Below are 26,173 nucleotides of genomic sequence, written 5' to 3'. Positions count from 1 at the left end.
GATCGGAAGGATCTGAGATAAGAGCAAGAGGAAGCTATGGCAAAAATCGTGAGTCCAAATTTCGGGCAGATGAAATTCATCCTTTCAGAGGTCAGGGAGCTGGATCAGAGTTTGAAGCAGATACAGGATCTGGACCAGGTACAGATCGAGGAATTAAAGCGCCGCCTTAAGTACCTGCGTTTTGCCCAGGCAAAGAAGGAGCTGGAGTCGATCCCTATCGAGCGGCTGTCAGATGTGGATAAGAATATTCGGGTGTCAGTCCTGCGCGGGGCCGGCATTGAGAATATCGGTCAGATCTCCCGTTATGCCAATTTTGAGCTGGAGCGCATCTCCGGGATTGGGGAGGATAACAGGCGGCGAATTCGCCAGGCGGCAGACAGCTTCATTGCAGGTATGGCCAGGGTCAATACCGTGCGTCTGCACGCGGACGCGCCCGATCAGGAGGAGCTGGATGTAATCCAGTCTCTGTATATGCGCATCCACCTGGCCGGGCCGGTTCAGGAGGCAAAGAGACTCTATGCGGATACCCATGTGTCCCTGGAGCAATGCCTGTCCGCCATCCTGGTCAAGGGGAGTCTGCACTGGTTCCTTGCCTCGCGGTCTAAGAAGGAGTCCACGGTCAGGGGATATGATCTTTTAAACAGGCTCCTGGAGGATGGCTACCGTGATCGCTGCAAGCGCCTGAAGGAGGAGCTTATCACCGTCTCCGCGGCGCAGGAAAAGACCATTCTTGAGGATTATCAGAAGAATGCGGCGGCCTATTACGCCGCATTGGAGAAGGCCGATACGGGTTTTCAGATAGCGACGGGGGATCTTACATTTCCGCGGCAGCTGGCGGACGAGGTTCGCGGGGAAGCTTTGGATACCAGCCTGCTCAGGGAGGAGACGACACTTCGCGCCTATCAGGAATTTGGCGCCCGCTATATACTGCACCAGAAAAAGGCTTTTCTCGGGGATGAAATGGGCCTGGGGAAAACCCTGCAGGCGATTGCGGCCATGGCCTCCCTTGAGAGCGGCCTGGAGGGGGAAATAAAGGCATCAGCGTTTTCTGAGGATGATCATCGGAGAAATCAGGGACATTTTCTGGTCGCCTGCCCGGCCGGACTCTTGATCAACTGGGAGCGGGAAATTCGCAAGTACAGCAGCCTTTCGCCCCTGGTCATTCATGGCAGGAGCAGGGATGAGGCCGGAAGGGTCTGGATTGAAGAGGGAGGCGTAGCGGTCAGCAACTATGAGACGATGGATGAACTGTGGGAGATGCTCCCTGATAAGTTTTCCATTGATCTGATGGCGGTGGATGAGGCCCATTATGTAAAAAATCCCAAGGCCAAGCGAAGTATTTACACGAGGAAGCTGACAGAGCTGACGGATCGCCTGATCTTTATGACGGGGACGCCCCTGGAGAACAATGTGTATGAGTTCTGCAGTCTTTTGCTCTGGCTGAACCCGCAGCTGGGTCATGAGGCGCAGAAATACAGCTATATGTGTGACGCGCCTGCCTTTCGCGAGATGATCGCACCGGTCTATCTGCGCCGCAAGCGCGAAGATGTCCTCCGGGAGCTGCCGGATCTGATTGAGGAGGACGATTGGTGTCCGATGTCTAAGGAGGACAGGGATGCTTACCGCGAGATTCTCATGGATCCAAAGGAGAGTTTTCCCGGCCTGCGCCGGGTGGGCTGGCAGACCAGGCAAGCGGACCAGTCGGCCAAGGGAATTCGCCTTCTGGAGATCTGCCGCGCGGCGGCCGAAGAGGGACGGAAGGTTCTGGTTTTCTCATTCTTCCTCGACACCTTATCCAAAGTACAGAAGCTGTTGGGTGACCAATGTCTGCCCCTGATTACAGGTTCGGTCAATGCCGAGACGCGTCAGAATATCATCGACCGCTTTTGCGACGCAAGGCCGGGCAGTGTTTTAGCCTGTCAGATTCAAGCCGGCGGTACCGGTCTCAATATACAGGCGGCCAGCGTGATTATTTTCTGCGAGCCCCAGATCAAACCCTCCCTGCAGGAACAGGCCATCGGTCGGGCCTACCGCATGGGGCAGGTGCGCAATGTCCTGGTACGTCACCTCCTCTGCGAGGGGACCGTGGATGAGCGAATCCGAGACCTCCTGGAGAGGAAGCGGGACATCTTTGAGAACTACGCGGACAGCTCAGTCATGGGAGAAGAGAATCGAAGAGGCGATCATCAGCCGATCATACAGGATATTATTGAGGAGGAGAGAAGGGCGCATGGAGTGGGAGCGCAGGAGGACGGGGAAAAGCGCCGGGGCACGATGGAGCAGGAAGCAGAAGATTGCGGAGATCCCATGTAGAGGCGGATGAAGAAAAGGCGCAGTGAATACAGAGGATATGAGCGGGGACAGACCGGGACAGGTGTCGTCTTCGACTTTCGCGGCCGGAGAAATTATAATAAAATAATGAAAGCGCAAAGGGGCAAAAAGATCTGTAAAGAGGCGCCTTAGAGCGATTGGCTAAGGGGACAGAGAAGCAGTCAGGAGATGTCATGAGAGAGTATAAGGAGTCGGAAGAGAAAAGAGAGCGGGGGATGGGCAAGGGTCTTCGCCTGGGAAGAAATCTGATTCTTCTCCTGCTGACACTGGTAATCATCCTCTTCTTTATGTTCTTCTATGTCCGGTCAATTCTGGGACAGTTTCTGGCCACACATCCGGATCCGGGCATTTCCAACCAGGAAGCTCCGAAGGAGCCGGAGGATGATGGGAGGATTCGAATCACCGCAAGCGGGGACATCATCTATCACGACAGCTTAATTCAGGGAGGCAAGACACAGGACGGCTATGATTTCAGCTCCAACTATGCCTCTGTCAAACCGCTGATCTCTTCAGCGGATCTGGCGATCGGCGACTTCGAGGGAGTGGTAACCGACCAGGTTAAGCCGGCGGGATACCCCAATTTCAATGCGCCCGGTCAGGTCGTTTCGGCGATCAAAGACGCGGGCTTTGACGTGATGGACCTGGCCAATAATCACATCTTGGACCAGGGAATCCACGGGGCTTTAGATACCAGGCAAGCCTTCGAGGACGCTGGCATTTCTACAATCGGGATCAAAGATGACAAGGACAGTATCCTGATCAGGGAAGTGAAGGGGATCAAGGTCGCTATTCTGGGCTTTTCCTACGGATATAACAACAAAAACGGAGCCGGCAAGGGGGTTACAGCTGTGCAGAGGCAGCAATATATGCAGATGCTGGATGAGAATTATGTCAAGGAGAAGATCCAGACAGCCAGGCAGCAGGCGGATCTTGTGATTGTCATGCCCCACAAGGGCACGGAATACTCGGAGAAGGTCTCCAAGGCGGATCAGACGCTCTATCATAAGATGATTGACTGGGGGGCTGACCTGATATTCGGGGGGCATCCCCATGTGGTACAGGCCACAGAAAAAGTGACAAGGGATGGCCAGGACAAGTTCATCATCTATTCCATGGGAAATCTCCTCTCCAATCAGGTGAAGGAGGTCATGGGAAACGATAAGAGTCAGCGGGGGACAATCATTGAGGCGGTGCTCAAGAAGGATGCCTCCGGCCAGCTGATGATCGAGGATGTGCTCTCGCATCCGGTCTGGGTGCAGAGGACGGAGAAGGGCGCCGCCGCGGATGCGGCTGGAAATGCCGCAAGTGGGAAATCCGGGACAGAAAAGAGCACAGGCAAAAAGACGGCAGCTAAGAGCAAGTCTGCCGCTAAGCTCTATGATATAAAAACCCTGCTCTGCACGGATTACATGGAGGGAGGCCCCAATCAGGACCAGGTCGGCGACAGTGAGCGGGAGGCGATTAAGGCAGCTTATGAAGCGATCCAGAAGACAGTGTCCGCCGATGGGGAGGGTTCCGTCTGGAAGAATCGCTAAACGATCAGGGGATCGACAGAGAATCAGTGGATCGACAGAAAATCAGGGGATCGACAGAAAATCAGGGGATTGACAGAAAATCAAGGGACCAGTAGAAGATCGAGCGAAAATATGAGAGCTCTGTTCTGACGGGACGAGCGAAAGAAGATAAGAGCAGCTGTTTACCGGAGTCTGAAAGGACGGGGGAAAAAGAATATCAATCGGGAGGGAAAGACGATCCATTAAGAGAGAAGTTAGCTGCCAAAGAAAAAGAATCATGTATAATAGAGCAGATTTGTTTTTGAGTGATTTCGCCGGGACTCCGGCGAGGAGAGGTAATTGCTATGTGTGGTATTGCCGGATATGTAGGTCGGTCTCTGGTTGATCCTGAACAGAGGAAGCAGGTCCTGACGGATATGATGGATATGATCGTTCATCGGGGGCCGAACAGCGCCGGTCAGTTCATAGACGACAGGGCGGCCATGGGATTTCGCCGCCTGTCCATCATTGACTTAGAGGGGGGCAACCAGCCCATTTACAATGAAAATGAGGATAAGGTCATTACCTTCAATGGGGAGATCTACAACTTCCCCGCTTTAAAGAAGACTCTGATCGCGGCCGGACATCGCTTCTCTACCAAGGCGGACACGGAGGTCATTCTCCACGGCTATGAGGAGTGGGGAACCGATGTGGTCAAAAAGCTGCGCGGCATGTTCTCCTTCGTCATCTATGACAGGAAGACGGGGGAGCTGTTCGGAGCAAGAGACCATTTCGGGATCAAGCCCTTCTACTACAGTCTGCTCGACAACGGTGATTTCCTCTACGGGTCTGAGATCAAGTCCTTCCTTCCCTATCCGGCCTTTGAGAGAAAGCTGAATAAAAAGGCCTTAAAGCCCTTCCTCTTCTTCCAGTATTCGGCTATGGACACGGAGACCTTCTTTGAAGGGGTCTATAAACTTCCGGAAGGCCATTGTTTCACACTCAAAGATGGCAAGATGCAGATCCGCAAGTTCTGGGACATGAATTTCAGGGAGGGGAGAGAGTCCCTGGATGAGATCGTCGATGAAATCGATGACGCCGTGGTCGAGTCGGTCAATGCCCACCGGATTGCGGATGTCGAGGTGGGATCATTCCTGTCCTCCGGCGTGGATTCCTCCTTCGTGGCGGCGGTTTTAAGACCGGATAAGACCTATTCGGTCGGATTCGACAAGACCTACAACGAGGCTATGTACGCCGAGAAGCTGGCGGACCATCTCCATATCAATCACAGTTCCCGCGTGGTATCCGCGGATGAGGCCTTTGAGGCATTCCCAAAGATTCAGTGGTATCTGGATGAGCCGGACGCCAATCCCTCCTGCGTTCCCCTCTATTTCCTGTCTGAGCTGGCCAGCCGGGAGTTAAGGGTGGTTATGTCCGGGGAGGGGGCGGATGAGCTCTTTGCAGGCTATCAGGATTACGGCCCTTACACCAAGGTAGAGGCAGTGATTGTCCTGGCAAATGTCTTAAAGCACCTGCCCAAGCCTTTTCGAAAGGGACTTCTGCGTCTTTTGAAGAAGAGCAAGAGGAATTTCCGGGGCAAGCTTGAGATCGTGCGAAGCTTGGATGAGCCCCGCAATTTCTTCGTCGGTCAGGCCAAAATCATGGAGGAGAGCGAGGCGGAGTCCCTGCTGACCGCCCCCTATCGCAAGTCCAAGTCGGTCAGGGAGATTCTGGATCCGATTTTCGACCGGTCCCGCGGCCTGTCCAATATTAAGCAGATGCAGTACAACGACATACACCACTTTATGACCAAGGATATTCTTCTCAAGGCGGATAAGATGTCCATGGCTCATTCTCTGGAGCTTCGCGTTCCCCTCCTGGACAGAAAGCTGGCAGAGGTGGCTGAGAAGGTGCCTACCCCCTATCTGATCAAGGGAAAGACATCCAAGTTCGCCTTCCGCCAGGCGGCTTCCCGTCACCTGCCCAAGGAGTGGTTCAACCGCAAGAAGATGGGCTTTCCAACCCCCATCAAGGCCTGGCTTGAGACAGAGACCTACTATAAGCAGGTTCGCGAGCTCTTTGCCATGGACTTTGCCGGGGAGTTCTTTGATCAGGCTGCCATTTTAAAACTTCTGGATGATACCTATGCCAAAAAGGTCAATGGCCGCCGCAAGGTCTGGACGATTTTCACTTTTCTTACCTGGTATAAGGCATATTTTATCGACTGGCAGCCAAAGAGGAGCGCCTGAGGACTTTTTCCGGCATCATGCCTGACCAAGAAAAGCGTCTGGGGTTCTTTTCAGCGCCATGCAGCACAAGGGAAGCGCTTGAGGCTTTTTCGGCATCATGCCTGACCAAGAAAAGCGTCTGAGGCTCTTTTTGGCGCCATGCAGCACAGGGGAAGCGCTTGCGATCTATTTCGGCGTCATGCTGTCGGGGATAGGGCACAATCAGATTTGCTATACCGTCACAATGTTATTTTGCCTGTTCACTGCCTTGTCTGCTGAACAGGCAAAATTTTTATGCTGTCAATGACCTTTGCTGAGCACAGGCTTATGATGTGACCGTCGGGAAGATGTCCCTGGGCGAGATAATAGTCTTTTCTCTGAAAACGAACGGGCAGGAGGGGATAAAAGAGAGGAGGATACTTTGCGGCAGGGGGGATTGCGGCGGCGGCAGAGAGTCGGAAGCCGACGCGGTAAATATCGGAGTTGAGTCCAAGTCCGGTGCACTTAGCCAGAGCCTCTTTACAGGTCCACAGGTGGGAGAAGGACAGGTGATCAGAGGAGGCAAGCATTTTTGCCTCTTCCTCTGTTAAGACCCTGGATAAGAGGGCCGGGCTGGCGCCGCGGGGCATTTCCGCGTCAATGCCGATCTCGCTGTCAGAGAAGGCGCAGGCGACCAATCCGGGGCAGTTGGTCAGGCTGAAGTGAATCCTGGGGTGATCTTTCAGATAGGGTTTTCCATGGGGACCGAGCAGAATGGATCTGGAACAGGGATAGGTCAAAGCTCCGGGATTGCCGCGGTATTCCAGGGCCTGAGAAGGATATGAAAGACCATGGATCTGGCGCAGCCCCTGACTTAGCAGTTCCAGCCCCAAGCGGTGCATGATGGCATCAGAGCCCCTGCGGGGAAGGGGGGGGAAAGTTTTTATATATAGGATAATCAGGCTCATTCGGGAGACACTTTCTGTTAACATATCCGGTCAATGAAGGCCAACCGGCTATGTTAAAATGTTACCACAGTTGAAAGGGACAGAAGAAGCTCAGGGATAAAAACAACAGTTGGTATTTTCAGCGCGAGCAAGGTGAGATAAATATGGGTAAGAGGAAGCTTTCGGAAGAGGGGATACAGCTGCTTCGAGGGGATGTTTCGTCTTTGCAGGGAGATCAATTGAATGAAGTCCTGATCGGGGGAAGCAGGAAGGCATACGCGGAGCAGATATTTGCGCCTTTGAAAAATGCTTAAAATCCAGAGAAAAATCATTTATGATTTAGAAACAACCGTGTTTTATGACAGGAGGAACTTTGATGAATCATGAGTATATCCCCTTTACAATTCCAAGGCAGAAGCGGATCGCTTTGATTGCGCATGACGGAAAGAAACCTGAGATGATTGAGTGGTGTAAGGAGCATGTCTCCGAGCTCTCCAGGCATTTCCTCTGCGGGACAGGAACGACGGCCAGGTTGATCGCTGAGAACACAGACCTCCCGGTCAAAGCCTATAACTCGGGTCCTCTGGGTGGAGATCAACAGGTTGGAGCCAAAATCGTTGAGGGCAATATCGACTTGGTGGTCTTTTTTTCCGATCCACTGACAGCGCAGCCTCATGATCCTGATGTGAAAGCGCTTCTTCGTATTGCGGAGGTGTATGATATTCCGATTGCCAACAATCGTTCTACGGCAGATTTTATGATCACATCCAGGTATATGAATGAGGAGTATACTCACAATGTCCTTAACTTCCATAAGAATGTGGAGGATCGGGTTAAGGAGATGGCGGATCGGTAAGCGATACAGGAGTAACAATGAGATTTATATCATGGAATATTGATTCTTTGAATGCGGCTCTGACCGGAACATCAGCCAGAGCTCAGATGAGCGCGGCTGTTCTCGAGAAGATTGCCGGGATGAGGCCGGATTACTTTGCCATTCAGGAGACCAAACTGCCTGAGGCCGGGCCAAATCAAAAGCAGATGGAGATAATAGAGAAGCAATTCAGTGATTATGACTGTCACTATATCTCTTCCAGGCCTCCGGCGCGCAAGGGATATGCGGGAGTTATGATACTCGCCCGGCGGGATGCCGGACCTGTGCTTGAAGTGACGAAGCCGTCCATTGGAGCGCCGGATACCATGGATGTCGAGGGGCGTATCCTGACCATTGAGACGGCGGACTTTTTCTTCACGACTGTGTATACGCCAAATGCCGGTGACGGTTTAAGACGTCTGGATGATCGCCAGCAATGGGATGCCAGATATGCCGACTATCTGGCGGGGCTTGACGCAAGGAAGCCGGTCATTGCCTGCGGGGACTATAATGTAGCCCATGAGGAGATTGATCTGAAGAATCCGGATGCCAACCATATGTCCGCGGGCTTTACGGATCAGGAGAGAGAGGGATTTACCAGGCTCCTTGACCGGGGGTTTGCGGATTCCTTCCGCTGTCTGCACCGGGATTTGGCGGACGCTTATTCTTGGTGGGCACAGAGGGTCAAGAGCAGTAAAATCAATAATTCCGGTTGGAGAATCGACTATTTTCTGGTATCGGATCGAATCCTAAACAGGGTGAATTCCTCTGAAATGATTGATTCCGGGGCCAGACAGGATCACTGTCCGCTTCTTCTGGAGATTGATGTCTGACCGATCAGAGGAAATATCCGCGGACTGCGCGGATTATGATCATTGCCTGCCCATGGAAGGCGGATTCAATTTCCTGTGAGTGAATCGTGCGATTGTTGAACAAGTCCGGGGCTGGCTGTTGGAGGAAAAGGGTTGCCATATAGGCAGGAGGGTCTACGCGATGGAAGAGAAAAAGGCTAATTCGTCCGGGGCGGATATATCTGCGGATCAACAGGCTTTGTCTGAAACGGGTATATCGATGGATCAGAAGGATCCGTCTGAAATGGGTATATCGACAGGGAATCTGCCTGGCGAAGAAGACCTGATCCGGGCAGCGTCTGAGGGAATGGCAGAAGAGGAGACATCGGCCTCCATGCGCTTGTCTCCTGAGCAGATGCGCAGCTATGAGGAAGAAGAGGAGAATCCGGAGAAAAGCCGTTTTTTACCTGCGGATCAGACAGGAGAACTGACGGATCATCCATCAGACAAAGGAGGACAGGGTCTTGTCAATCCAGATGAGACAGGCCGGAGCAAGAGAGGGCCAAAATGGCATCTGCGCTGGATCATCCCGCTTTTGCTTATCCTTTTTCTGGTAATTTGCGGTTTGATCTGGACCAGAAACAGGAAGACGAAGATCAGCGATGTCTTCGATGTTCGTTTCGAGGGCTATGACAGTCAGGGGGTTTTAAGTTATGACGCCGATAAGGTCAACGAGAAGATGATCCGCCTGGTCGGGAAGAAAGTTGGCCTTAAGAAAAATCAGATTGAGGACATGATCAATCGGAATACCGATGATCTGGAGTCCGAACCCAAGTACCAGCAGGCAATTAAATATCTGGAGGGAACCAATATTGTCTTCGACAGGGAGAATGATCTGAAAAACGGGGATGTGGTCACACTTCGGATCACTTCTGATTACGAGTCCTCTCCCATTGCCGATGAGACGAAGACCTATACGGTCAGCGGCCTGACGCAGATGCAGGATATGACAGCGGAGCAGATTCTGGCTCAATATCCCGTTCGCTTCACCGGCTACAATGGCTACGGAAGCTTAGACTATGATCAGAGCATTTACACAGTGGAGAAGGTTTATGATCACCTGTCCAATGGAGATCAGGTCGAATTGCCCCTCAGCAATCATTTCCTGGAGAGTGCCAAGAAGAATGGCAAGAAACTGGCCAAAGAAAATGTGTCTCTGACGGTCAGCGGATTGAAGGAGATCAAGGATATCAGTGGGATTTCAGAGGTGACGGCCAGGATTGACGATCTGGCCAAGTCGGCGAACCAGGATCAGGACGGAGACTACCATAAGATCAGCTACAGCATCAAGCGCCAAAAGACCTTTATCTATTACCGCAATGGACAGATCAATATCATGAATATCTATCAGCTGGTGAAAAAAGAGAGCAGCAAAGATATTACAAGTGATCAGTGGACCGATGTGGAAAAGACGACCTTCTGCATCTATGGATACAGCAATCTCTCGATTCAAAACGATGCCATATCCACATCTGATCTGGAAGATCATGCCGGGAGCCTTTTCTCCACGGAGTATGTGGATTTGGCATCGGCAAAGGCGGATCTTGCGGCCAAAAATTACAGGGAGTTTTCGCCCTGATCCTGTGATAATTTAATTGTCCGGCTAAAAACATAGATATTGGATATAGAAGGAATTAGTCATCTACACGTTTTGTCCCATCATTAGCGGAATGTCATGCTTTACGTCTGCTCCATTTATCAAATAAAATATTATGCCTGGAGCCTGTTTCGTTTGTCAAAAAGAATACCCTCGGCCGGAAGAGATCCGGATGAGGGCATTCTTCTTGAAATACCTTTTGATTTATGGGGAACAGGCAGAATGTTCGCCTGCCTTCGTTATCACATTGTCTGCTCGAAAGACCCAACCTCTTTTTGATCTGCCAGGGGACCCTGGTAGCTGGAGGACTCAAAACCAAGAATCAGGATGAAGATTGTGTTGAGGAAGATCAGGCCTACTGCGAATCCGGCGCCGTGACCGAAGGCCCTGGCCAGCTTTACCCAGAGCATAATGCCCATGACAATGTTGACGATGGGAACGAAAAGCAGGAGAAAGAGCCAGCCGTTGCCCATGGCAATCTTGAAGAGCTCGTAGGTGTTGAGAAGAGGAACAATGGATTTCCATCCTGCGATTCCAGCCTTGGTGAAGATTTTCCACATGGCCATGACGGTGATCACATAGAGGATGAGGCCCACAAACCAGTAGGCGGCGGCGAGGGCGATCAGAGCGGCTGCCATGCCGGTGTCATAAGCGGAATAAGCGTAATTGTACATTCATAACTCCTTTTTGTGTGGGTGCTGAAAAAACAGCAAGTCAATAGGATCGTGACAGATGGATAGCTGAGTACCCCTATATCAACAATGTGACGATTCTAACAAATATATATGAATAAATTATGTTCTTTCTTCTCGAGTTAGGGCAGAAGTCCTTTCAAGTCTGTTCACAGAGAATATTTCGCATGGATTAAATGGAGAATTCCCTGAAAGTCCTCATAAACATTTCACCCTTGTTCCAAAATTAACACAAAATATATATAAATATGTTGAAGCGGATACTCTAAAAAAGGATATAATAACGATAAAAGTTCCTGAAAAGGAACAAAATATCTATTATACAAAGGAGGATATTATGGCAAACCGTTTCGCAGGAACGAAGACAGAAAAGAATCTTCAGGAGGCATTCGCCGGAGAGTCACAGGCCAGGAATAAGTATACTTTCTTCGCGTCCGTGGCCAAGAAGCAGGGATTTGAGCAGATTGCGGCTCTCTTCCAGAAGACGGCGGACAACGAGAAGGAACATGCCAAGCTCTGGTTCCGTCATCTGGGACTGCAGGGCGACACAGAGGCCAATCTGAAGGCCGCAGCCGAGGGTGAGAACTACGAGTGGACTGATATGTATGAGCGCATGGCTAAGGATGCGGAGGAAGAGGGCTTCGCGGATCTGGCAGCTCAGTTCAGAGCCGTTGGCGCGATCGAGAAGACGCATGAGGAGCGCTACCGCAAGCTCCTCCACAATGTGGAGATGAAGGAGGTCTTCAAGAAGTCTGAGGTTAAGGTATGGGAGTGCCGTAACTGCGGACACATCTGTGTTGGAACCGAGGCGCCTGAGGTCTGCCCCGTTTGTCATCATCCGCAGGCCTTCTTCGAGGTTCGCGAAGAGAATTATTGAATTTTGTTTCTGACAGAATGGAAACGGATCGGCTCCAAAAGGACAAGGAAATGATCCGCTGAGGGATAAAGGAGTGGACAATGTTATTTTACAGATGTAAGTCATGCGGTAATTTTGTGAGTTTTTTGGGAGAGAAGACGGCATGCACGCCCAAGTGCTGCGGGGAGGAAATGACAGAACTGACTGCCAATACCACAGACGCGGCACAGGAGAAACATGTTCCCGTTGTCAGTGTCGATGGAGATACCGTTACAGTGAAAGTCGGTTCCGTTGACCATCCTATGACGGAGGAACATCTGATCCAGTGGATTCTTCTTGAGACCTCCCAGGGATACCAGAAGAAGGATCTTGCGGCTGGCCAGGCTCCCTGTGCTCAGTTCAAGCTGGCCGATGGGGAGAAGGCTCTTGTTGCCTATGCATACTGCAATTTGCATGGTCTCTGGAAGGCAGAGGCTTAAGAGAAGGTAATGTGGCAGGAAGGGTCTCCTGCGCATAGCTCTCGCCAGAAAAGTGAATGAGAGACAGGGATAAATAATAAGAAGTAACCGCCCCGTCACGCATACAGTGCTTATCTGTATGCGTGACGGGGCGGCTTTTCAGTTGAGTAAATCCAGCTCTTTCTCCCAGACTTCCATACACGCGTCAGAGGGCATGCGCAGATCGCCGCGGGGGGAGAGAGCAACAGATCCGACCTTTGGCCCGTCCGGCAGGGCGGAGCGCTTGAACTGCTGGGCGAAGAAGCGCCGGTAGAAGGTCTTTAGCCATTTGAGAATCGTCCTGGAATCGTAGCGGTCACAAAAGCTGATCCGGGCGATACGGTAGATCTTGGAGGGAGGGAATCCGGCGCGCAGCATATAGTACAAGAAGAAATCATGTAACTCATAGGGGCCGACCAGGTCCTCTGTCTTCTGGGAAATAAGGCCTTCTCTCGGGGGCAGAAGCTCCGGGCTGACCGGCGTGTCTAAAATGTCACGCAAAATGGCCGCCAGGGCATTTTCCCCGCAGCTGTCCGCATAGAAAGCGACCAGGTAGCGAACCAGCGTCTTGGGGATGGAGGCGTTGACGCCATACATAGACATGTGATCGCCATTGTAGGTCGCCCAGCCCAGAGCGAGTTCTGAGAGATCTCCGGTCCCGATGACCAGACCGCCGGTCTGATTGGCGATGTCCATGAGGATCTGAGTTCGCTCGCGGGCCTGGCTGTTCTCATAGGTGACATCATGAACCCGGATATCATGGCCGATGTCGGCAAAATGCTGGCTGACGGATGCCTTGATATCCACTTCTTTCAGATCGGCTTTGAGCAGGCGGGTCAGCTGACAGGCATTGGTATAGGTACGATCTGTCGTGCCAAAGCCGGGCATGGTGACGCAGATGATATTCTCGCGGTTCAGACCGGCCAGATCAAAGGCCCTGACGGTGACAAGAAGAGCCAGTGTCGAGTCGAGACCGCCGGAAATACCGATGACGGCGGATTTAGCCCGCGTATGGAGCAGCCGCTTCTTGAGTCCCATGGCCTGGATGGTCAGAATTTCCTCACAGCGTTTGGCGCGAAGCTTTTTGTCAGAGGGAACAAAGGGAGTCGATGGGAAGGTGCGGGTCAAACCGGTCTTAGTCAGATCCAGGGAAAAAGGCAGGGTCAGATAGTCGTCTCTGTCAGCTGCGGGATAGGTGGAGATCCGGCGGCGCTCCGCTGCCAGACGATTCACATCGATCTCAGACAAAAGGGTCCCGTTGACGAAGCGGGGAGATTCAGCCAGGATAGATCCATTTTCCACAATCAGCTTATGGCTGCCGAAGACCAGATCCTGGGTGGATTCTCCGTCCCCGGATGAAGCATAGATGTAGGCGGAGACGGTGGAGGCAGAGTGAGCCATAAGCAGCTGGCGGCGATAGGCGGCCTTGCCGGTCATTTCGTCGCTGGCAGACAGGTTGACCAGGACAGTAGCGCCCACCTCGGCGTGTGATGTGGAGGGGGGCGCGGGAACCCAGAGATCCTCGCAGATCTCGGCGGATACGATCAGGTGCGGAAGCTCCCGGCAGGCGAAGAGGAGATTAGTGCCAAAGGGAACCTGATCCTCCTGCCAGTCGGTCAGGTCGATCTCATCGGCTGCCGGGGTGAAATGCCGCAGCTCATAGAACTCATTGTAGTTGGGCAGATGCTTCTTGGGGACGAGACCGAGCAGATTCCCGCGGTTCAAGACAGCGGCGACATTATATAATTTGCACTTGTGCTCCCAGGGCAGGCCGATGAAAATGAGCGCATCTACGCCTTCTGTTGCCTTTGCGATACGCCCGAGTTCCTCTTTGGCCTGATCAATGAGGGTCTCTTGCAAAAAGAGATCGGAAGCGGTGTAAGAAGTGATGGCCAGTTCCGGAAAGACCATGATTTTAGCCCCGGCCAGGGCAAGCTCAGCGACCTGGTCCAGAATCCGATCGGCATTGTAATGGCAGGCCGCCACCTTGAGGTCAGGGGAGGCCGCAGCGACTTTGACAAATCCGTCTTTCATATAGTGCTCCTTGGAAGATGTTGCTATTCTCAACTATTTTGGCCGAAAGTGAAGAGGTTGACAAGGGATAGACGCATATATTCTGATGGCCGGGACAGGTGGATATATTCAGGGGAGGTATAGGCCAATATGTTATGGAAAGGATCTTTGAGAATATATCCAGGGAAAGGGAAAGGAAGCAATCCAAGGTATTTCAGGCAGGTGTTGATTGATTTTTATTGATACGTCTTACTCTGTAATCTCTATCTTGAAAAAAGAGCACTGCAATCTTAAGAGATTACAGTGCTCTGATCACACGTGCGTGAAGGGATTCGAACCCCCGACACCTAGTTCCGTAGACTAGTGCTCTATCCAGCTGAGCTACACACACATAAGCTGTCTCGTCGACAACAGAATGAATTATGACATAGACCCGCCGGATTGTCAAGGGAGCGCCTGCGCTATCGTATGCTACAGCCTGCTCTATCATATGTGAACTTGCCATCAGAAAAAACAGAATGATGGTTTACCCTGTCCGAGAAGGCACATATAATAGAACAGTGAAAAAACACAGAAATTTGAGGGTCAGATGAGTAAGAAGGATGAGAAGACAAATGTAATGCGGCTCCTGGAGCAAAAGAAGCTGCGTTATGAGGCCTACAATTATGAGAAGCTGGGGCTGACCAATGGGAAGGAAATTGCCGAGGCCCTGGGAGAGGATCCCGACCGGGTATTCAAGACGCTGGTCACTGTCGGAAAGACGAAAGAGCACTATGTCTTTGTCATCCCGGTCTGCGCGGAGCTGGATCTCAAGAAGGCCGCCAAAGCGGTGGGGGAGAAGTCTCTTGCCATGCTGCCGCAGAAGGAACTGCTTCCTCTGACCGGTTATGTGCACGGAGGATGTTCCCCGGTTGGAATGAAGAAGAGTTTTCCAACTGTGCTGCATGAAACGGCTGAGCAATATGAAACGATTCTCTTTTCCGGGGGCAAGGTGGGGTTTCAGGTGGAGATTGCTCCTTCCTCCTTGAAAAAGTTGATTCGGTTTTCTTTTGCGGACGTCACAGTCGATCAGTAAGGAGCATTCAGATGCCCTGTCTGAGAGGTGAGAATTCGCGGGTGCGTCTACAGGGCTCGGGCATATGCACAGGATGGGGCAAATGCTGTCTGAGAGGTGAAATTTTGCGGATACGTCTACAGGGCGGGAGAGTACATGGAACAATTACAGATCGCGGCCCCCTGCCATTTTGGAATGGAGGCTGTTTTAAAAAGAGAGATCTACGATCTGGGCTATGAGATCAGCCGGGTCGAGGATGGAAGAGTTGTTTTTGAGGGAGATTACGAGGCTTTGGCCTATGCCAATATTCACTTGCGAACGCCGGAGCGCATTCTGCTGGTCGTCGCCGAGTTTGAGGCGAGAAGCTGGGAGGAGCTCTTTCAGGGGATCAGGGGAATTGCCTGGGAGAACTATTTGCCAAAGGACGCCAAATTCTGGGTGACCAAGGCGACTTCGGTTAAGTCCGAGCTTTTTTCGACCAGGGATATTCAGTCCATTGTCAAGAGAGCCATGGTGGAGCGAATGAGCAAGGTCTATGGGATCTCACATTTTCCTGAGACGGGAGCGGAGTATCCCCTGCGTATTTTCATCATGAAAAACCGGGTGATGGTGACCCTGGATTCAACGGGACTTCCCCTGCATAAGCGGGGCTATCGCACGCTCACGTCGAAAGCGCCTTTATCTGAGACTCTGGCGGCGGGGCTTCTCATGCTGACTCCCTGGCATGCAGATCGGATTCTGATGGATCCCTTCTGCGGATCCGGGACCATTCTGATTGAGGCAGCTATGATGGCGGCGAATATTGCCCCGGGATTGGACCGGTCCTTTACAGGGGAGCAGTGGACCAATCTGATTGATCCGCAGGTCTGGAGAGACCTGCGCGCCGATGCCAGGGGGCAGATCAATCCGGACGTCAGGACGAATCTGCAGGGCTATGACCTGGATCCCAGGATGGTGGAGATCGCCCGTCAGAATGCCCGCAGAGCCGGAGTGGCTGATCTGATCCACTTTCAGCAAAGAGATGTCAGAGATACATCTCATCCCAAGAAGTATGGCTTTATTCTGACCAACCCGCCCTATGGCGAGCGGCTGGAGGATCAGAAGGACCTGCCGGAGCTCTATGCGGCGATCGGCCGCGCTTATCGCAGCCTGGATGACTGGTCTATGTATATCATCACATCCTATGAGGACGCGCAGAAATACCTGGGACGGAAAGCGGATAAGAATCGAAAGATATACAATGGTATGATTAAGACCTATTTCTATCAGTATCTGGGTCCCAAGCCGCCCAGGCGGAAGAAGCAGGAGAATTAAGATGCGATATTCCCGCAGATATATAGCATTTACCCTGGTGCTGGCTCTGCTCTGCGGACTCAAGTTCACAGACAGTGTAGACCAGGGCTCTCAGGTAGGGAACTATCAAAATGTCAGGCAGGAGGTAAGTGCCTTCTACCCCATGCGGGCCGCCCAGATCAATTCTTCCCGCAGCATCAAGGCGAGCCTGGACGGGGAGAATATCAATGGGGCTTTTCGGAATATTCTTGTGGATGAGCAGATGGAGCTGATGGTCTCAAGCAGCCTGGTTCCGGAGCTTTTCGGCGCGCATCTGAGCGTTCATGAGGACGGGCGCGTCAGTTATCAGAGGGGAAAGAGCTCTGCTTCACTTTTTAAGGACAGCCTTGAGGCGACCTACAACAAGAAAAAGGTCAAGCTGAGCCATGCCCCTGTCTTTGAGCGCGGCGTTTGCTTTCTTCCGCTGCAGGATCTGGCGAATTGGTGCGGCTACAAGGTGGACTGGGATTTGGATGCCAGAACCGTCAATATTTCTTCACAGGGCAACAGCAAGGTGGCCCTGCCGACCCGATTCGATCTTCGGGATGAAGAGATGGTCAGTCAGATCCGGGATCAGGGTTCTGCTTCCGAGTGTTGGGCAGACGCGGCTATCGGGGCCTTAGAGTCCTCTTTGCTTCCGCAGACTAAAGAGCAGTACTCGGTGACAGACATGGTGAATAACAATGCGTTTGGCCTGGACAGCAGGCTGGGAGGGGATTATGAGATGGCCGCCTCCTATCTCTTATCCTGGAAGGGGCCAAAGAAAACGAGCGATGATCGCCTGGACAGGCATGTGCAGGGGGTTCGTTTTCCGGATCAGAATTCTCTGTCCGACATCAAAAAGGCTGTTTATGAGCGGGGAGGGATGACGTCTTCTCTCTATGTCGACATCGTCGACGCGGATATTTCTTCCGCCAGCTTTTACTTCAAGGAGAGCAATTCCTATTGTTATACGGGGAAGAATCGTCCCAACCACGATGTGATTATTGTGGGCTGGGATGACAATTACAAGGCGGAGAATTTCAAGGGCAATGCAAAAGAGGACGGAGCCTGGATCTGTCAGAATTCCTGGGGAAAGGATTTCGGTGAGTCCGGAGTCTTCTATGTGTCCTATGAGGACACAACCATTGGAAGTCAGGCGGCCTCTTACGCTGATGTTGAGGACAGTGACAATTTCAAAGAAATTTATCAGTCGGATCTGGCCGGCTGGATCGGCCAGGTGGGATATGGGAACGGAAAAATCGCCGCGGCGAATTTCTACATGGCCAGGGAGGATAGTCAGGTCGAGGCCGCAGGCTTTTATGCCCTTGGGAAGAACACTCGTTACCAGGTCTCATTCGTCTCAAATATACGAGGAAGCGGAGGGCTGAATAACCGTGTCCAGGTGGCGTCCGGCCTCTTGCGGGATCGGGGTTTTTATACCATTCGATTTGATAGTCCCAAGGAGGTCGGGGCAAACTGCAAATTTGCCGTTGTCGTGGAATTAGATACACCGGACGCGACGCAGCCAATGGCGATCGAGTACCGGACCGGAGACAATCGGACGGCCAATATTGATTTGAAGGATGGAGAGGGCTATATCTCCAAGGATGGGAGCCAGTGGGAGAGCACAGAGAAGAAAATTTCCGCCAACCTCTGCCTCAAGGCTTACAGCAATCCTGCGGCCAGGAGGGATCAGTAAGAAAAATATATGGAGATGAAACATATGAAAATTATTTTTGCGACCGGGAACCAGGATAAGATGCGGGAGATTCGGGAGATTATGGCAGGGTCTTCCTATGAGATATGCTCCATGAAGGAGGCCGGGATCGACCTGAACATAGAGGAGAATGGAAGCACCTTTGAAGAAAATGCCATGATTAAGGCCGAGGCAGTCGCCGCGCTGGCACCCGACGTGATCATCCTGGCAGATGATTCGGGATTGGAAGTAGACGCGATGGATGGGGCGCCGGGCATTTACTCGGCCCGATTCATGGGGCGTGACAGCTCTTACCAGGTGAAAAATCAATATATTCTGGATCAGCTGGCAGGCTTGCCGCAGGAAAAGCGAACGGCCCGCTTTGTCTGCGCGATAGCGGCTGTCTTCCCGGATGGAGAAAAAATCGTTATCCGAAAGAACATGGAGGGCTGGATCGGAGAGAAGATGGCCGGGGAAAACAGCTTTGGCTATGATCCTATTTTCTGGCCAAAGGGCTATGATATTTCCTCCGCGGAATTGTCTGCTGAGGAGAAGAATCGGATCAGTCACAGGGGAAAGGCTCTCAGGGCTATGCGGGAGAAATTGGTGGAATATGCGCGTGCTCATCGTCAGTGACAGCCATGGAAGGCATGAAAATCTGCGGGAGGTCATCCGAAGAGTGCGTCCGGACCGCCTGATTCACTGCGGGGATATTCTGACCTGTCAGCCCCAGGTGCAGGCCATGTCGGACTGCCCTCTGGATGTCGTCCGGGGCAACAATGATTTTGGGACAGATCTGCCGAACGATCTGGTTCTGTCCTTAGGCCGGCACCGTCTCTATGTGACCCATGGCCACCATGAGCATGTCAGCTGGGGGCTGGAGGATCTGGCCATTGTGGCAGCGGCGCACAAGTGCGATTACGCTGTCTTCGGGCACACCCATTATCCGACGATGGAATGTGTCAATGGGGTCACCCTGATCAATCCGGGGAGCATCAGTCTCCCCAGACAGCCGGGGAGAAAGCCCTCCTTTATTGTCTGTGATATAGATAAAAATGGGGATTTGCATTTCGCGCAGAATTATCTGTAAAATGCCGCTTTGAGGTGTTTTTCGAAATGAAAGCAGATTGTAAGAGGGCATTTCGGTGCCGTCATTTTATATTAGGAGAGAATATGTTTGGATTTGGAAAGAAATCAGATATCAATGCGGGGATTGAAGAGTACAAAAAGACAGAGGGTGCCATCCTGATCGATGTGAGAGAGGTGGAGGAATATGCCACGGGGCATATCCCAAAGGCGATAAACCATCCCCTGTCTCAGATCACAAGTATCGGCGAGCTTGTTCAGGAGAAAGACCGCCCCGTCTTCGTCTATTGTCTCAGCGGAGGAAGAAGCAGCAAGGCGGCAGAATGGATGAAGAAGCAGGGATTTAGCAAAGTGAAGAATATTGGCGGAATTGCGGATTACCGGGGGCCAAGGGAGTGAGCATAGCGGTAACTTTTCACTCCAGCAGGAGGCCGAGATCGGCAAAAATCGTATTGACAAGGATGGGGTCTTACCATATACTATTTTTTGCGTCGCGGTCAGACCTGCACGCTTAATTCGGGGTGTGGCACAGTTTGGCTAGTGTACCTGGTTTGGGACCAGGGGGTCGCAGGTTCGAATCCTGTCACCCCGATTGATGGTCACCGACTGTCACACATGCGGGTGTAGTTCAATGGTAGAACACCAGCCTTCCAAGCTGGATACGTGGGTTCGATTCCCATCACCCGCTTTTCGTATGAGCAATCATACCGCATGTGTTAGTAGCTCAGCTGGATAGAGCAACGGCCTTCTAAGCCGTGGGTCGGGGGTTCGAGTCCCTCCTGGCACATTTGATTCGCGAGAATCAAGCAAATCATATATGGTGGGTATAGCGCAGTTGGTTAGCGCGCCAGATTGTGGCTCTGGAGGCCCAGGGTTCGAATCCCTGTATCCACCCTGTTGTGGCGAGGTCGGGTGTCCTGAGGGACATCCGCTCATACTATTGGGAGCTTCCCGCTGGTCTCACACAACGACCTTGGGCTATTGCCAAGCGGTTAAGGCATGGGATTTTGATTCCCAGATTCGCAGGTTCGAATCCTGCTAGCCCAGTTGCCCAGGCAACTGGGCGTAACATATCGGGAGCTATTAGCTCAGATGGTAGAGCACCTGACTTTTAATCAGGTTGTCGCGGGTTCGAGTCCCGCATGGCTCATAAATCACAAAACCCCTGTAAACCTTTGATTTCATAAGGATTGCAGGGGCTTTTGCATGCAAATTTTTAGGACATATATTGGCATATGTATGATGCGCGCATATTGTATATAGTGTTCCTCGCGCATGCGGGGGTGATCCTAGTGGTGATTAATATCTTAAAGGCTCAACCGCTTTTTGTATATCTTATGGTCTCACATCAATTGTAACCCTACACGAAAGAGAAAGCATAGTTCTGCTTGCTATTCGAAAATGAAGGTGGCATCTTATATTTAGCTGGAGTTCCGATTAAATATAGGAACAAAAATATATCTTCATCGTTTTTGGCATTCTACAATGGTGAGTAGCAAAATTGTCAAGGCTGCTTTATGGTGTGCAACCACCATGATTGCTATGATTTACCCATCAAACACAAGAAAGGAGCCTTTGCTATGATACTTGCCGATAAAATTATTGATCTCAGAAAGAAGAATGGTTGGTCACAGGAGGAACTTGCCGAGAAGCTGGATGTCAGCAGGCAGTCTGTTTCCAAATGGGAAGGTGCACGATCCGTACCGGATATGAATAAAATTCTCAGACTGTCCGAGGTTTTTGCCGTGAGCACGGATTATCTTTTGAAGGACGAAATCAGTGCGCCGGAAGGAACAAATGTACCTGTGGACACGGAGTCTGAGGCCGTTAGAGTAAGTATGGAAGAAGCCGTTGATTTCCTTACCTGTAAAAAAGAATTCTCGATTCGGATAGCGACGGGTGTGATGCTTTGTATCCTGTCTCCGATCCTGTTGCTGATTCTCGCCGCGCTGCAGAAGGAAGGGCGGCTTCCAATGACGGAGAGTCAGACGGCGGCAGCAGGAGTTTCCGTTCTTCTGATTCTTATTGGTATCGCGGTGGCGCTCTTTGTGACTGCAGGACTCGGGGGAAATCGCTTTGAGTACCTGGGGACGGTAGCGCTTGATACTGAATATGGAGTAGATGGGATGGTTCGGGAGAAGAGAGAGAAGTTTCGGCAAACCTTCCATCAGTGGCTGACAATCGGGATCGTTCTCTGTGTGCTCGCGGCAATCCCGATTTTTCTTGCCACAGCGTTTGAGGGAGATCATATTCGGGTTGTCGGCGCGGTATGTGTTACACATGCGATCATCGCAACCGGAGTGTTTATGATTGTCAGGGTCAGCGTCATCTGGAATAGTATGAATACGCTACTGGAAGAGGGAGACTACACAAGGAGCCGGAAAGAAGAAAGTCGGAGAAACGCTCCGATCGCAACAATCTACTGGAGTCTTGCGGTCGCCGGATATCTTGCCTTTAGCTTTATTAGCGGAAGGTGGGATCGAAGCTGGATTATCTGGCCGGTTGCCGGCGTGCTGTATGGCGCGATTATTGGGATTACGAGATTCATCGGACGCAAGGAATAGTCCGATACTTGCAATTGCAAAAATAATTTGCTTAGAGATCGGTTCGCGTCAATAGAAGAGGGATATAAGATATGTGGATATTTCCCCTGTGGAACTGCTTTTAACCTATCCCTCCAATTTGTTTCGGGAATTTCCCTCCTCATTACAAACCTGCTTTAGAAGAAAGAGCAGGCTACATGACGCGCTATCGCCGGTGACAGTCAGGGGGACGATAGGAACCGGCTGTTAGCTGAATAGTTCGAAAGAGTCGATTTTCCCGGTATCAGCCAGGGGGACAATAGGAATCGGCTGTTAGCTAAACAGGTCACACGACGCAATTTTTCCGACCGATTCCCCTTCATGCGTGGATGATTGGTCAAGGATCGGGAAATTGCATATAATAAAAAGCATAGAATACCGGGAGAAAACAGGAGCTTGAAATCTCTGAAGAAAAGCAGACGGGAGATGGGGGCAAAAAGGAGTTTTCATGGAATTATATGAAGAGAAGGTGACCGGGGTGGTCGAGTCGATCCTGGCGGATTATCAGAAGGGCCGGGATATTGACAAGATGGCGATTTTCAATCAACCGGACCCGCAGGTGATCCGGGAGATCGTCCACAGTATGTTAAAAATCATTTACCCGGGTTATTATCGGGATACCAATTACAAGGTTTACAATATGGCCAGCAATCTGACGGTCTGGATCGAGGACGTTATCTATAAGCTGACCAAGCAGGTCGACATTGTCCTTCGCTATCAGTCCGGCCAGAGCGGCATCCCGGGAGCTGACAGGATCCGACCACAGGATAGTGGGGACTCCTTCTTCACGGGGGAGAAGACAGGAGAACCAGATGCAGATTCTCCTCAGGAAGGGGAGAGACAGGGTAAGGCCAGCTATTGCGCGAGCGGTTATGGGGATGGAAGCGTCTGTGCGGCAGAACAGGAATACCTCTTTGAGGAGCAGGCAAGATCCATTGTCCTGGAGTTCTGTTCCCGTATTCCCAAGCTTCGCGAATACCTGGATACAGACCTGCAGGCGACACTGGAGGGGGATCCTGCCGCCCTTAACAAGGACGAAATTGTGCTCTCATATCCTGGCCTTCTGGCGACGACAGTTAATCGCATGGCCCATGAGCTCTTTTTGCTGGACGTGCCCCTGATTCCCCGCATGATGACCGAATATGCCCATTCTGTTACGGGAATTGATATCAATCCGGCAGCTACCATCGGCAGGTACTTCTTTATGGATCATGGCACCGGCATCGTGGTCGGATCCACCACAATCATTGGAGAACACGTCAAAGTCTACCAGGGAGTTACCCTGGGAGCCCTGTCTACCTCCGGAGGGCAGAGTCTGCGCGGAACCAAGCGTCATCCGACGATTGAGGATCATGTGACGATCTACTCCGGAGCTTCTATCCTGGGTGGAGAGACCGTGATCGGCAGGGGATCCGTGATCGGTTCCAACGCGTTTATCACCCACTCCATACCGGAGGGGACCAGGGTTACGATTAAGAATCAGGAATTGATCTATAAGAATGGCAAGGGAGAGCTCTTAAATGAGCTCAACTGGTAATACATAGTAAAGTGAGGAAAAAAGAAGATGAATCCGGAGAATAAGAGGGCTGCCAGAGAGAGAAGAGCCGCGGAGAAAGAACGTGAGAAGAAGAGAAAGACGGGAAAGCTGCTGGCCTTGATTGCCGTGATTGTGCTGGCAGTCGTCCTGCTCCTCTGGGGGCTCAGCCGCAGCGGTACTTCCGGTGCCGACAAGTCCGGGCAGGGAAGCGAAACAGAGAGCCAGAGCCAGGATGGCCAGAACAAGGAGCAGAAGGACAGCAGTCAGACGAAAGACCAGAAGACCTCCGGTTCAGATACGAACCAGACGGATTCCGCCAAAACGGACCCCGGTTACAAGGCTCAAAAGGGAGATACGGCGGTGATCCACTATGTCGGCAAGGTGGGGGATACGGCCTTCTACGGGGGAACCGGCGACTACGATCTCAAACTCGGGAGCGGCTCCTTCATTTCCGGTTTTGAGGATCAGGTCATTGGACATAAGAAGGGAGAGACCTTCGACGTACATGTCACCTTCCCGTCCAATTACAGGTCAAGCTACGCCATGAAGCAGGATGGGCAGGCGGACACGTCCAGGCCGATTACGCTGGCTGGTACAGAAGCCACCTTCACAGTCACCATTCAGGAAATCAAGTGATGCAAAAGTCGATTGTCATATATCGCGTCTGCAGGTTCACGCAGGCGCGAAAAGACAGTCGATTTTTCATATCTCAGGAGGAAAATGCCATGAAATTCTATATGCCTGCCAGGCTTTATGAAGAGAGCGATGTCGTCGCGAAGCACGCAAAAGAAATCACTGCTCTGGGAAAAAAGGCGCTCATTGTAACCGGGGCGCACTCTGCCAGGAAGACCGGGGCGCAGGCGGATCTGACAGAGATACTGTCTGACGCGGGGGTGGATTATGAGATTTTCGATCAGGTGGAGGAGAATCCGTCTACCCGGACGATTATGCAGGCCTGCAGGTCGGCCGATGTCGCTGACTGCGACTTTGTGGTTGGAATTGGGGGAGGTTCCCCTCTGGATGCGGCTAAGGCGATTGCCCTTATGCTGGCTCATCCCGATTGGGAGGAGGAGAAGCTCTACCAAAATGGCCAGGATAACAGCCATTTGCCTCTGGTCTGCATTCCGACAACCTGCGGGACGGGATCAGAGCTGACCGGAGTTTCCGTCTTGACCCGCCGGGAGCAGGGCCTGAAGGGGTCCATTCCCTATGTGCTCTTCCCGGATCTTGCCTTGGTCGACGGCAAGTATCTGGCAAAGGCGCCGAAGAGTCTTATCGCCAACACGGCCACAGATGCCCTGGCGCATCTGATAGAGGCCTATGCCAATACCGGGGCGGATGACTACACCCGTATGCTGGTCGATCGGGGTCTTGAGGTCTGGGCGGAGAGCAAGAACTTCCTTCTGGGGCTTGAAGAGGCGGATGATGCGCGCCACAGCCGCCTGATGCTGGCCTCCAGCCTTGCGGGCATGTCCATAGCCCAGGTCGGGACCACGGTGCCGCACGGGCTCTCCTATAACCTGACTTTGGAGGCGCAAATTCCGCACGGAATTGCCGTCGGCTACTTTCAGGCAGGATATCTGAGAGAGTGTCCCGCGCAGATGAGAGACCACTTGCTTGAAAAGGTGGGATTCGCGAGCCCTGAGGAACTGGACGCTTTCTTCCGGCAGATCTGTCAGGTGCCTCAGGTCAGCCAGGAAGTCCTTGCCCACTCTCTGACCGCTGTGATGAATACGCCGGCCAAGCGAGAGATCTGTCCATTCGACGCGAATGAGCAGGTGCTCAAGAGGATAGCTGGACTTAAATAAAAAGAATTTTGTAAAAAATATCAGGGGCGAAAAAGGGCGCCCAGCGGTACGGCAAAACAGCGGAACAGATCGAAACGGCGGAACAGATCGAAATAGCAGAACAGATCGAAAATGCCGTAAGAAAAGGGATTGGAGGGAAAGATGCCCTGTAAAAACGCAATGACAACCCTCTGTTATCTCGAGAGAGATGACAGCTATCTTATGCTGCATCGGGTCAAGAAGGAGAAGGATGTCAATCGGGACAAGTGGATTGGGATCGGCGGGCATTTCGAGGGGACGGAATCCCCGGAAGAATGCCTGCTCAGAGAGTGCAGGGAGGAGACCGGACTGACTCTGACCTCATACCGTTATCGGGGTCTGATCACCTTCATCTATGACGGCAGGGCCGAGTACATGTCCCTTTTTACGGCGGACGCCTGGACGGGACAGATGCACGACTGTGACGAGGGACAATTGGAATGGGTCAAAAAGAATGAGATTGGCCAGTTGAATCTCTGGGAGGGAGATCGAATTTTCTTTGATCTCCTGGAAAGGAATCAGGCCTTTTTCTCTCTGAAATTGGTCTATGATGTCGACGGGCGGCTTCTGGAGGCCGCCCTGGATGGCAAGAGACTGGCGTATGATCCGGCAGTTGACATAGGAGAGCGCTGAAGGATGATACAGAGAAGCTGATTGAGAGAATTTATCTGCTGGCGAAAGAGGAATGACTATGCAGACAGAGGTCGGAGAAATGACGAA

Annotated in this window: 23 protein-coding genes and 7 tRNA genes; 26 read left to right on the top strand and 4 right to left on the bottom strand. The window is 51.9% G+C overall.

Annotated elements, in window-relative coordinates; genetic code table 11:
• Nucleotides 1–36 precede the first annotated feature (36 nt).
• The 3 genes from HMPREF1508_RS06895 to asnB all read left to right on the top strand — a co-directional run bounded on the left by HMPREF1508_RS06895 (nt 37) and on the right by asnB (nt 6,073).
• Complete coding sequence (locus tag HMPREF1508_RS06895) at nt 37–2,313, top strand: DEAD/DEAH box helicase (RefSeq protein WP_049906929.1); 2,277 nt, start codon at nt 37–39, stop codon at nt 2,311–2,313.
• A 191-nt stretch (nt 2,314–2,504) separates the two neighbouring features.
• Nucleotides 2,505–3,866, top strand: coding sequence for a CapA family protein (locus HMPREF1508_RS06890; protein WP_049906928.1), 1,362 nt, complete (start codon nt 2,505–2,507; stop codon nt 3,864–3,866).
• A gap of 323 nt (nt 3,867–4,189) precedes the next feature.
• Nucleotides 4,190–6,073: an asparagine synthase (glutamine-hydrolyzing) gene (gene asnB, locus HMPREF1508_RS06885; RefSeq protein ID WP_044960675.1), complete on the top strand. Its 1,884-nt coding sequence runs from the start codon at nt 4,190–4,192 to the stop codon at nt 6,071–6,073.
• Between the two features lie 239 nt (nt 6,074–6,312).
• Here asnB and HMPREF1508_RS09715 read toward each other — a convergent pair whose 3' ends face one another.
• On the bottom strand, nt 6,313–6,933 hold the full coding sequence (locus tag HMPREF1508_RS09715) for a 4'-phosphopantetheinyl transferase family protein (protein ID WP_198015608.1): 621 nt from the start codon (nt 6,931–6,933) through the stop codon (nt 6,313–6,315).
• A gap of 209 nt (nt 6,934–7,142) precedes the next feature.
• On the opposite strand from HMPREF1508_RS09715, the gene HMPREF1508_RS10245 reads away from it, so the two are divergent.
• The 4 genes from HMPREF1508_RS10245 to HMPREF1508_RS06865 all read left to right on the top strand — a co-directional run bounded on the left by HMPREF1508_RS10245 (nt 7,143) and on the right by HMPREF1508_RS06865 (nt 10,282).
• Nucleotides 7,143–7,292 (top strand): hypothetical protein, encoded by a 150-nt coding sequence (locus HMPREF1508_RS10245; RefSeq protein WP_006905240.1) that lies wholly within the window; start codon nt 7,143–7,145, stop codon nt 7,290–7,292.
• Between the two features lie 62 nt (nt 7,293–7,354).
• Nucleotides 7,355–7,834: a methylglyoxal synthase gene (locus HMPREF1508_RS06875; protein WP_044960673.1), complete on the top strand. Its 480-nt coding sequence runs from the start codon at nt 7,355–7,357 to the stop codon at nt 7,832–7,834.
• A 17-nt stretch (nt 7,835–7,851) separates the two neighbouring features.
• Nucleotides 7,852–8,685 carry an exodeoxyribonuclease III gene (locus HMPREF1508_RS06870; protein ID WP_044960671.1) on the top strand — a complete coding sequence of 278 codons (834 nt, stop codon included), beginning with the start codon at nt 7,852–7,854 and terminating at the stop codon, nt 8,683–8,685.
• A gap of 160 nt (nt 8,686–8,845) precedes the next feature.
• A complete protein-coding gene (locus tag HMPREF1508_RS06865; protein WP_044960668.1) occupies nt 8,846–10,282 on the top strand; it encodes a hypothetical protein in 1,437 nt (478 codons plus the stop codon).
• Between the two features lie 260 nt (nt 10,283–10,542).
• Here the strand turns inward: HMPREF1508_RS06865 and HMPREF1508_RS06860 are convergent, their stop codons facing one another.
• Nucleotides 10,543–10,974: a DUF5684 domain-containing protein gene (locus HMPREF1508_RS06860; protein ID WP_006905235.1), complete on the bottom strand. Its 432-nt coding sequence runs from the start codon at nt 10,972–10,974 to the stop codon at nt 10,543–10,545.
• Between the two features lie 355 nt (nt 10,975–11,329).
• Between HMPREF1508_RS06860 and rbr the strand changes: the two genes are divergently transcribed.
• Together rbr and HMPREF1508_RS06850 are read left to right on the top strand one after the other, a co-directional pair.
• The gene (gene rbr / locus HMPREF1508_RS06855) at nt 11,330–11,869 is read left to right on the top strand and encodes a rubrerythrin (RefSeq protein WP_198015606.1); all 540 of its coding nucleotides are present in this window, start codon (nt 11,330–11,332) and stop codon (nt 11,867–11,869) included.
• A gap of 80 nt (nt 11,870–11,949) precedes the next feature.
• The gene (locus HMPREF1508_RS06850; RefSeq protein ID WP_044960664.1) at nt 11,950–12,327 is read left to right on the top strand and encodes a desulfoferrodoxin family protein; all 378 of its coding nucleotides are present in this window, start codon (nt 11,950–11,952) and stop codon (nt 12,325–12,327) included.
• Nucleotides 12,328–12,465: 138 nt separating this feature from the next.
• Here HMPREF1508_RS06850 and HMPREF1508_RS06845 read toward each other — a convergent pair whose 3' ends face one another.
• Nucleotides 12,466–14,379, bottom strand: a complete 1,914-nt coding sequence (locus tag HMPREF1508_RS06845; RefSeq protein ID WP_044960662.1) for an NAD(+) synthase — start codon at nt 14,377–14,379, stop codon at nt 12,466–12,468.
• 296 nt (nt 14,380–14,675) lie between these two features.
• Nucleotides 14,676–14,749, bottom strand: a tRNA-Arg gene (locus HMPREF1508_RS06840).
• A 198-nt stretch (nt 14,750–14,947) separates the two neighbouring features.
• Between HMPREF1508_RS06840 and ybaK the strand changes: the two genes are divergently transcribed.
• The 17 genes from ybaK (at nt 14,948) to HMPREF1508_RS06755 (ending at nt 26,086) form a co-directional block, all read left to right on the top strand.
• Nucleotides 14,948–15,433, top strand: a complete 486-nt coding sequence (ybaK, locus tag HMPREF1508_RS06835) for a Cys-tRNA(Pro) deacylase (RefSeq protein WP_044960659.1) — start codon at nt 14,948–14,950, stop codon at nt 15,431–15,433.
• Between the two features lie 135 nt (nt 15,434–15,568).
• Nucleotides 15,569–16,726, top strand: a complete 1,158-nt coding sequence (locus tag HMPREF1508_RS06830; RefSeq protein ID WP_044960657.1) for a THUMP domain-containing class I SAM-dependent RNA methyltransferase — start codon at nt 15,569–15,571, stop codon at nt 16,724–16,726.
• Nucleotide 16,727: 1 nt separating this feature from the next.
• Complete coding sequence (locus tag HMPREF1508_RS06825) at nt 16,728–18,425, top strand: lectin like domain-containing protein (RefSeq protein WP_049906926.1); 1,698 nt, start codon at nt 16,728–16,730, stop codon at nt 18,423–18,425.
• Between the two features lie 24 nt (nt 18,426–18,449).
• Entirely contained in the window at nt 18,450–19,058 is a 609-nt protein-coding gene (rdgB, locus tag HMPREF1508_RS10240; RefSeq protein WP_044960745.1) for an RdgB/HAM1 family non-canonical purine NTP pyrophosphatase, read from the top strand.
• Nucleotides 19,036–19,512, top strand: coding sequence for a metallophosphoesterase family protein (locus HMPREF1508_RS06815; protein WP_044960654.1), 477 nt, complete (start codon nt 19,036–19,038; stop codon nt 19,510–19,512). Before rdgB ends, HMPREF1508_RS06815 begins: the two co-directional genes overlap by 23 nt.
• Nucleotides 19,513–19,595: 83 nt before the next feature.
• The gene (locus tag HMPREF1508_RS06810; protein WP_044960651.1) at nt 19,596–19,907 is read left to right on the top strand and encodes a rhodanese-like domain-containing protein; all 312 of its coding nucleotides are present in this window, start codon (nt 19,596–19,598) and stop codon (nt 19,905–19,907) included.
• Nucleotides 19,908–20,025: 118 nt separating this feature from the next.
• Nucleotides 20,026–20,100, top strand: a tRNA-Pro gene (locus HMPREF1508_RS06805).
• A 25-nt stretch (nt 20,101–20,125) separates the two neighbouring features.
• Nucleotides 20,126–20,196 (top strand) — tRNA-Gly (locus HMPREF1508_RS06800).
• Nucleotides 20,197–20,221: 25 nt separating this feature from the next.
• A tRNA-Arg gene (locus HMPREF1508_RS06795) sits at nt 20,222–20,295 on the top strand.
• Between the two features lie 33 nt (nt 20,296–20,328).
• Nucleotides 20,329–20,402, top strand: a tRNA-His gene (locus HMPREF1508_RS06790).
• A gap of 80 nt (nt 20,403–20,482) precedes the next feature.
• Nucleotides 20,483–20,555, top strand: a tRNA-Gln gene (locus HMPREF1508_RS06785).
• 30 nt (nt 20,556–20,585) lie between these two features.
• A tRNA-Lys gene (locus tag HMPREF1508_RS06780) sits at nt 20,586–20,658 on the top strand.
• Nucleotides 20,659–21,088: 430 nt separating this feature from the next.
• Entirely contained in the window at nt 21,089–22,072 is a 984-nt protein-coding gene (locus HMPREF1508_RS06775) for a helix-turn-helix domain-containing protein (protein WP_044960649.1), read from the top strand.
• Nucleotides 22,073–22,538: 466 nt separating this feature from the next.
• Complete coding sequence (locus HMPREF1508_RS06770; protein ID WP_044960647.1) at nt 22,539–23,627, top strand: serine O-acetyltransferase; 1,089 nt, start codon at nt 22,539–22,541, stop codon at nt 23,625–23,627.
• A gap of 27 nt (nt 23,628–23,654) precedes the next feature.
• Nucleotides 23,655–24,263, top strand: a complete 609-nt coding sequence (locus HMPREF1508_RS06765; RefSeq protein ID WP_044960645.1) for an FKBP-type peptidyl-prolyl cis-trans isomerase — start codon at nt 23,655–23,657, stop codon at nt 24,261–24,263.
• A gap of 89 nt (nt 24,264–24,352) precedes the next feature.
• Nucleotides 24,353–25,435, top strand: coding sequence for an iron-containing alcohol dehydrogenase family protein (locus HMPREF1508_RS06760; protein WP_044960743.1), 1,083 nt, complete (start codon nt 24,353–24,355; stop codon nt 25,433–25,435).
• 141 nt (nt 25,436–25,576) lie between these two features.
• Entirely contained in the window at nt 25,577–26,086 is a 510-nt protein-coding gene (locus HMPREF1508_RS06755; RefSeq protein WP_044960740.1) for an NUDIX hydrolase, read from the top strand.
• Nucleotides 26,087–26,173 lie beyond the last annotated feature (87 nt).

Source organism: Shuttleworthella sp. MSX8B (genome assembly GCF_000524295.1).
GTDB classification, from domain to species: domain Bacteria; phylum Bacillota; class Clostridia; order Lachnospirales; family Lachnospiraceae; genus Shuttleworthia; species Shuttleworthia satelles.
This window is presented reverse-complemented; position numbering and strand designations above follow the sequence as displayed.

What these genes read in the sequence shown, in the direction of transcription:
- HMPREF1508_RS06895 (WP_049906929.1), top strand. Translation starts at nt 37, where the DNA reads ATGGCAAAAATCGTGAGTCCAAATTTCGGGCAGATGAAATTCATCCTT.
- HMPREF1508_RS06890 (WP_049906928.1), top strand. Translation starts at nt 2,505, where the DNA reads ATGAGAGAGTATAAGGAGTCGGAAGAGAAAAGAGAGCGGGGGATGGGC.
- asnB (WP_044960675.1), top strand. Translation starts at nt 4,190, where the DNA reads ATGTGTGGTATTGCCGGATATGTAGGTCGGTCTCTGGTTGATCCTGAA.
- HMPREF1508_RS09715 (WP_198015608.1), bottom strand. Translation starts at nt 6,933, where the DNA reads ATGCACCGCTTGGGGCTGGAACTGCTAAGTCAGGGGCTGCGCCAGATC.
- HMPREF1508_RS10245 (WP_006905240.1), top strand. Translation starts at nt 7,143, where the DNA reads ATGGGTAAGAGGAAGCTTTCGGAAGAGGGGATACAGCTGCTTCGAGGG.
- HMPREF1508_RS06875 (WP_044960673.1), top strand. Translation starts at nt 7,355, where the DNA reads ATGAATCATGAGTATATCCCCTTTACAATTCCAAGGCAGAAGCGGATC.
- HMPREF1508_RS06870 (WP_044960671.1), top strand. Translation starts at nt 7,852, where the DNA reads ATGAGATTTATATCATGGAATATTGATTCTTTGAATGCGGCTCTGACC.
- HMPREF1508_RS06865 (WP_044960668.1), top strand. Translation starts at nt 8,846, where the DNA reads ATGGAAGAGAAAAAGGCTAATTCGTCCGGGGCGGATATATCTGCGGAT.
- HMPREF1508_RS06860 (WP_006905235.1), bottom strand. Translation starts at nt 10,974, where the DNA reads ATGTACAATTACGCTTATTCCGCTTATGACACCGGCATGGCAGCCGCT.
- rbr (WP_198015606.1), top strand. Translation starts at nt 11,330, where the DNA reads ATGGCAAACCGTTTCGCAGGAACGAAGACAGAAAAGAATCTTCAGGAG.
- HMPREF1508_RS06850 (WP_044960664.1), top strand. Translation starts at nt 11,950, where the DNA reads ATGTTATTTTACAGATGTAAGTCATGCGGTAATTTTGTGAGTTTTTTG.
- HMPREF1508_RS06845 (WP_044960662.1), bottom strand. Translation starts at nt 14,379, where the DNA reads ATGAAAGACGGATTTGTCAAAGTCGCTGCGGCCTCCCCTGACCTCAAG.
- ybaK (WP_044960659.1), top strand. Translation starts at nt 14,948, where the DNA reads ATGAGTAAGAAGGATGAGAAGACAAATGTAATGCGGCTCCTGGAGCAA.
- HMPREF1508_RS06830 (WP_044960657.1), top strand. Translation starts at nt 15,569, where the DNA reads ATGGAACAATTACAGATCGCGGCCCCCTGCCATTTTGGAATGGAGGCT.
- HMPREF1508_RS06825 (WP_049906926.1), top strand. Translation starts at nt 16,728, where the DNA reads ATGCGATATTCCCGCAGATATATAGCATTTACCCTGGTGCTGGCTCTG.
- rdgB (WP_044960745.1), top strand. Translation starts at nt 18,450, where the DNA reads ATGAAAATTATTTTTGCGACCGGGAACCAGGATAAGATGCGGGAGATT.
- HMPREF1508_RS06815 (WP_044960654.1), top strand. Translation starts at nt 19,036, where the DNA reads ATGCGCGTGCTCATCGTCAGTGACAGCCATGGAAGGCATGAAAATCTG.
- HMPREF1508_RS06810 (WP_044960651.1), top strand. Translation starts at nt 19,596, where the DNA reads ATGTTTGGATTTGGAAAGAAATCAGATATCAATGCGGGGATTGAAGAG.
- HMPREF1508_RS06775 (WP_044960649.1), top strand. Translation starts at nt 21,089, where the DNA reads ATGATACTTGCCGATAAAATTATTGATCTCAGAAAGAAGAATGGTTGG.
- HMPREF1508_RS06770 (WP_044960647.1), top strand. Translation starts at nt 22,539, where the DNA reads ATGGAATTATATGAAGAGAAGGTGACCGGGGTGGTCGAGTCGATCCTG.
- HMPREF1508_RS06765 (WP_044960645.1), top strand. Translation starts at nt 23,655, where the DNA reads ATGAATCCGGAGAATAAGAGGGCTGCCAGAGAGAGAAGAGCCGCGGAG.
- HMPREF1508_RS06760 (WP_044960743.1), top strand. Translation starts at nt 24,353, where the DNA reads ATGAAATTCTATATGCCTGCCAGGCTTTATGAAGAGAGCGATGTCGTC.
- HMPREF1508_RS06755 (WP_044960740.1), top strand. Translation starts at nt 25,577, where the DNA reads ATGCCCTGTAAAAACGCAATGACAACCCTCTGTTATCTCGAGAGAGAT.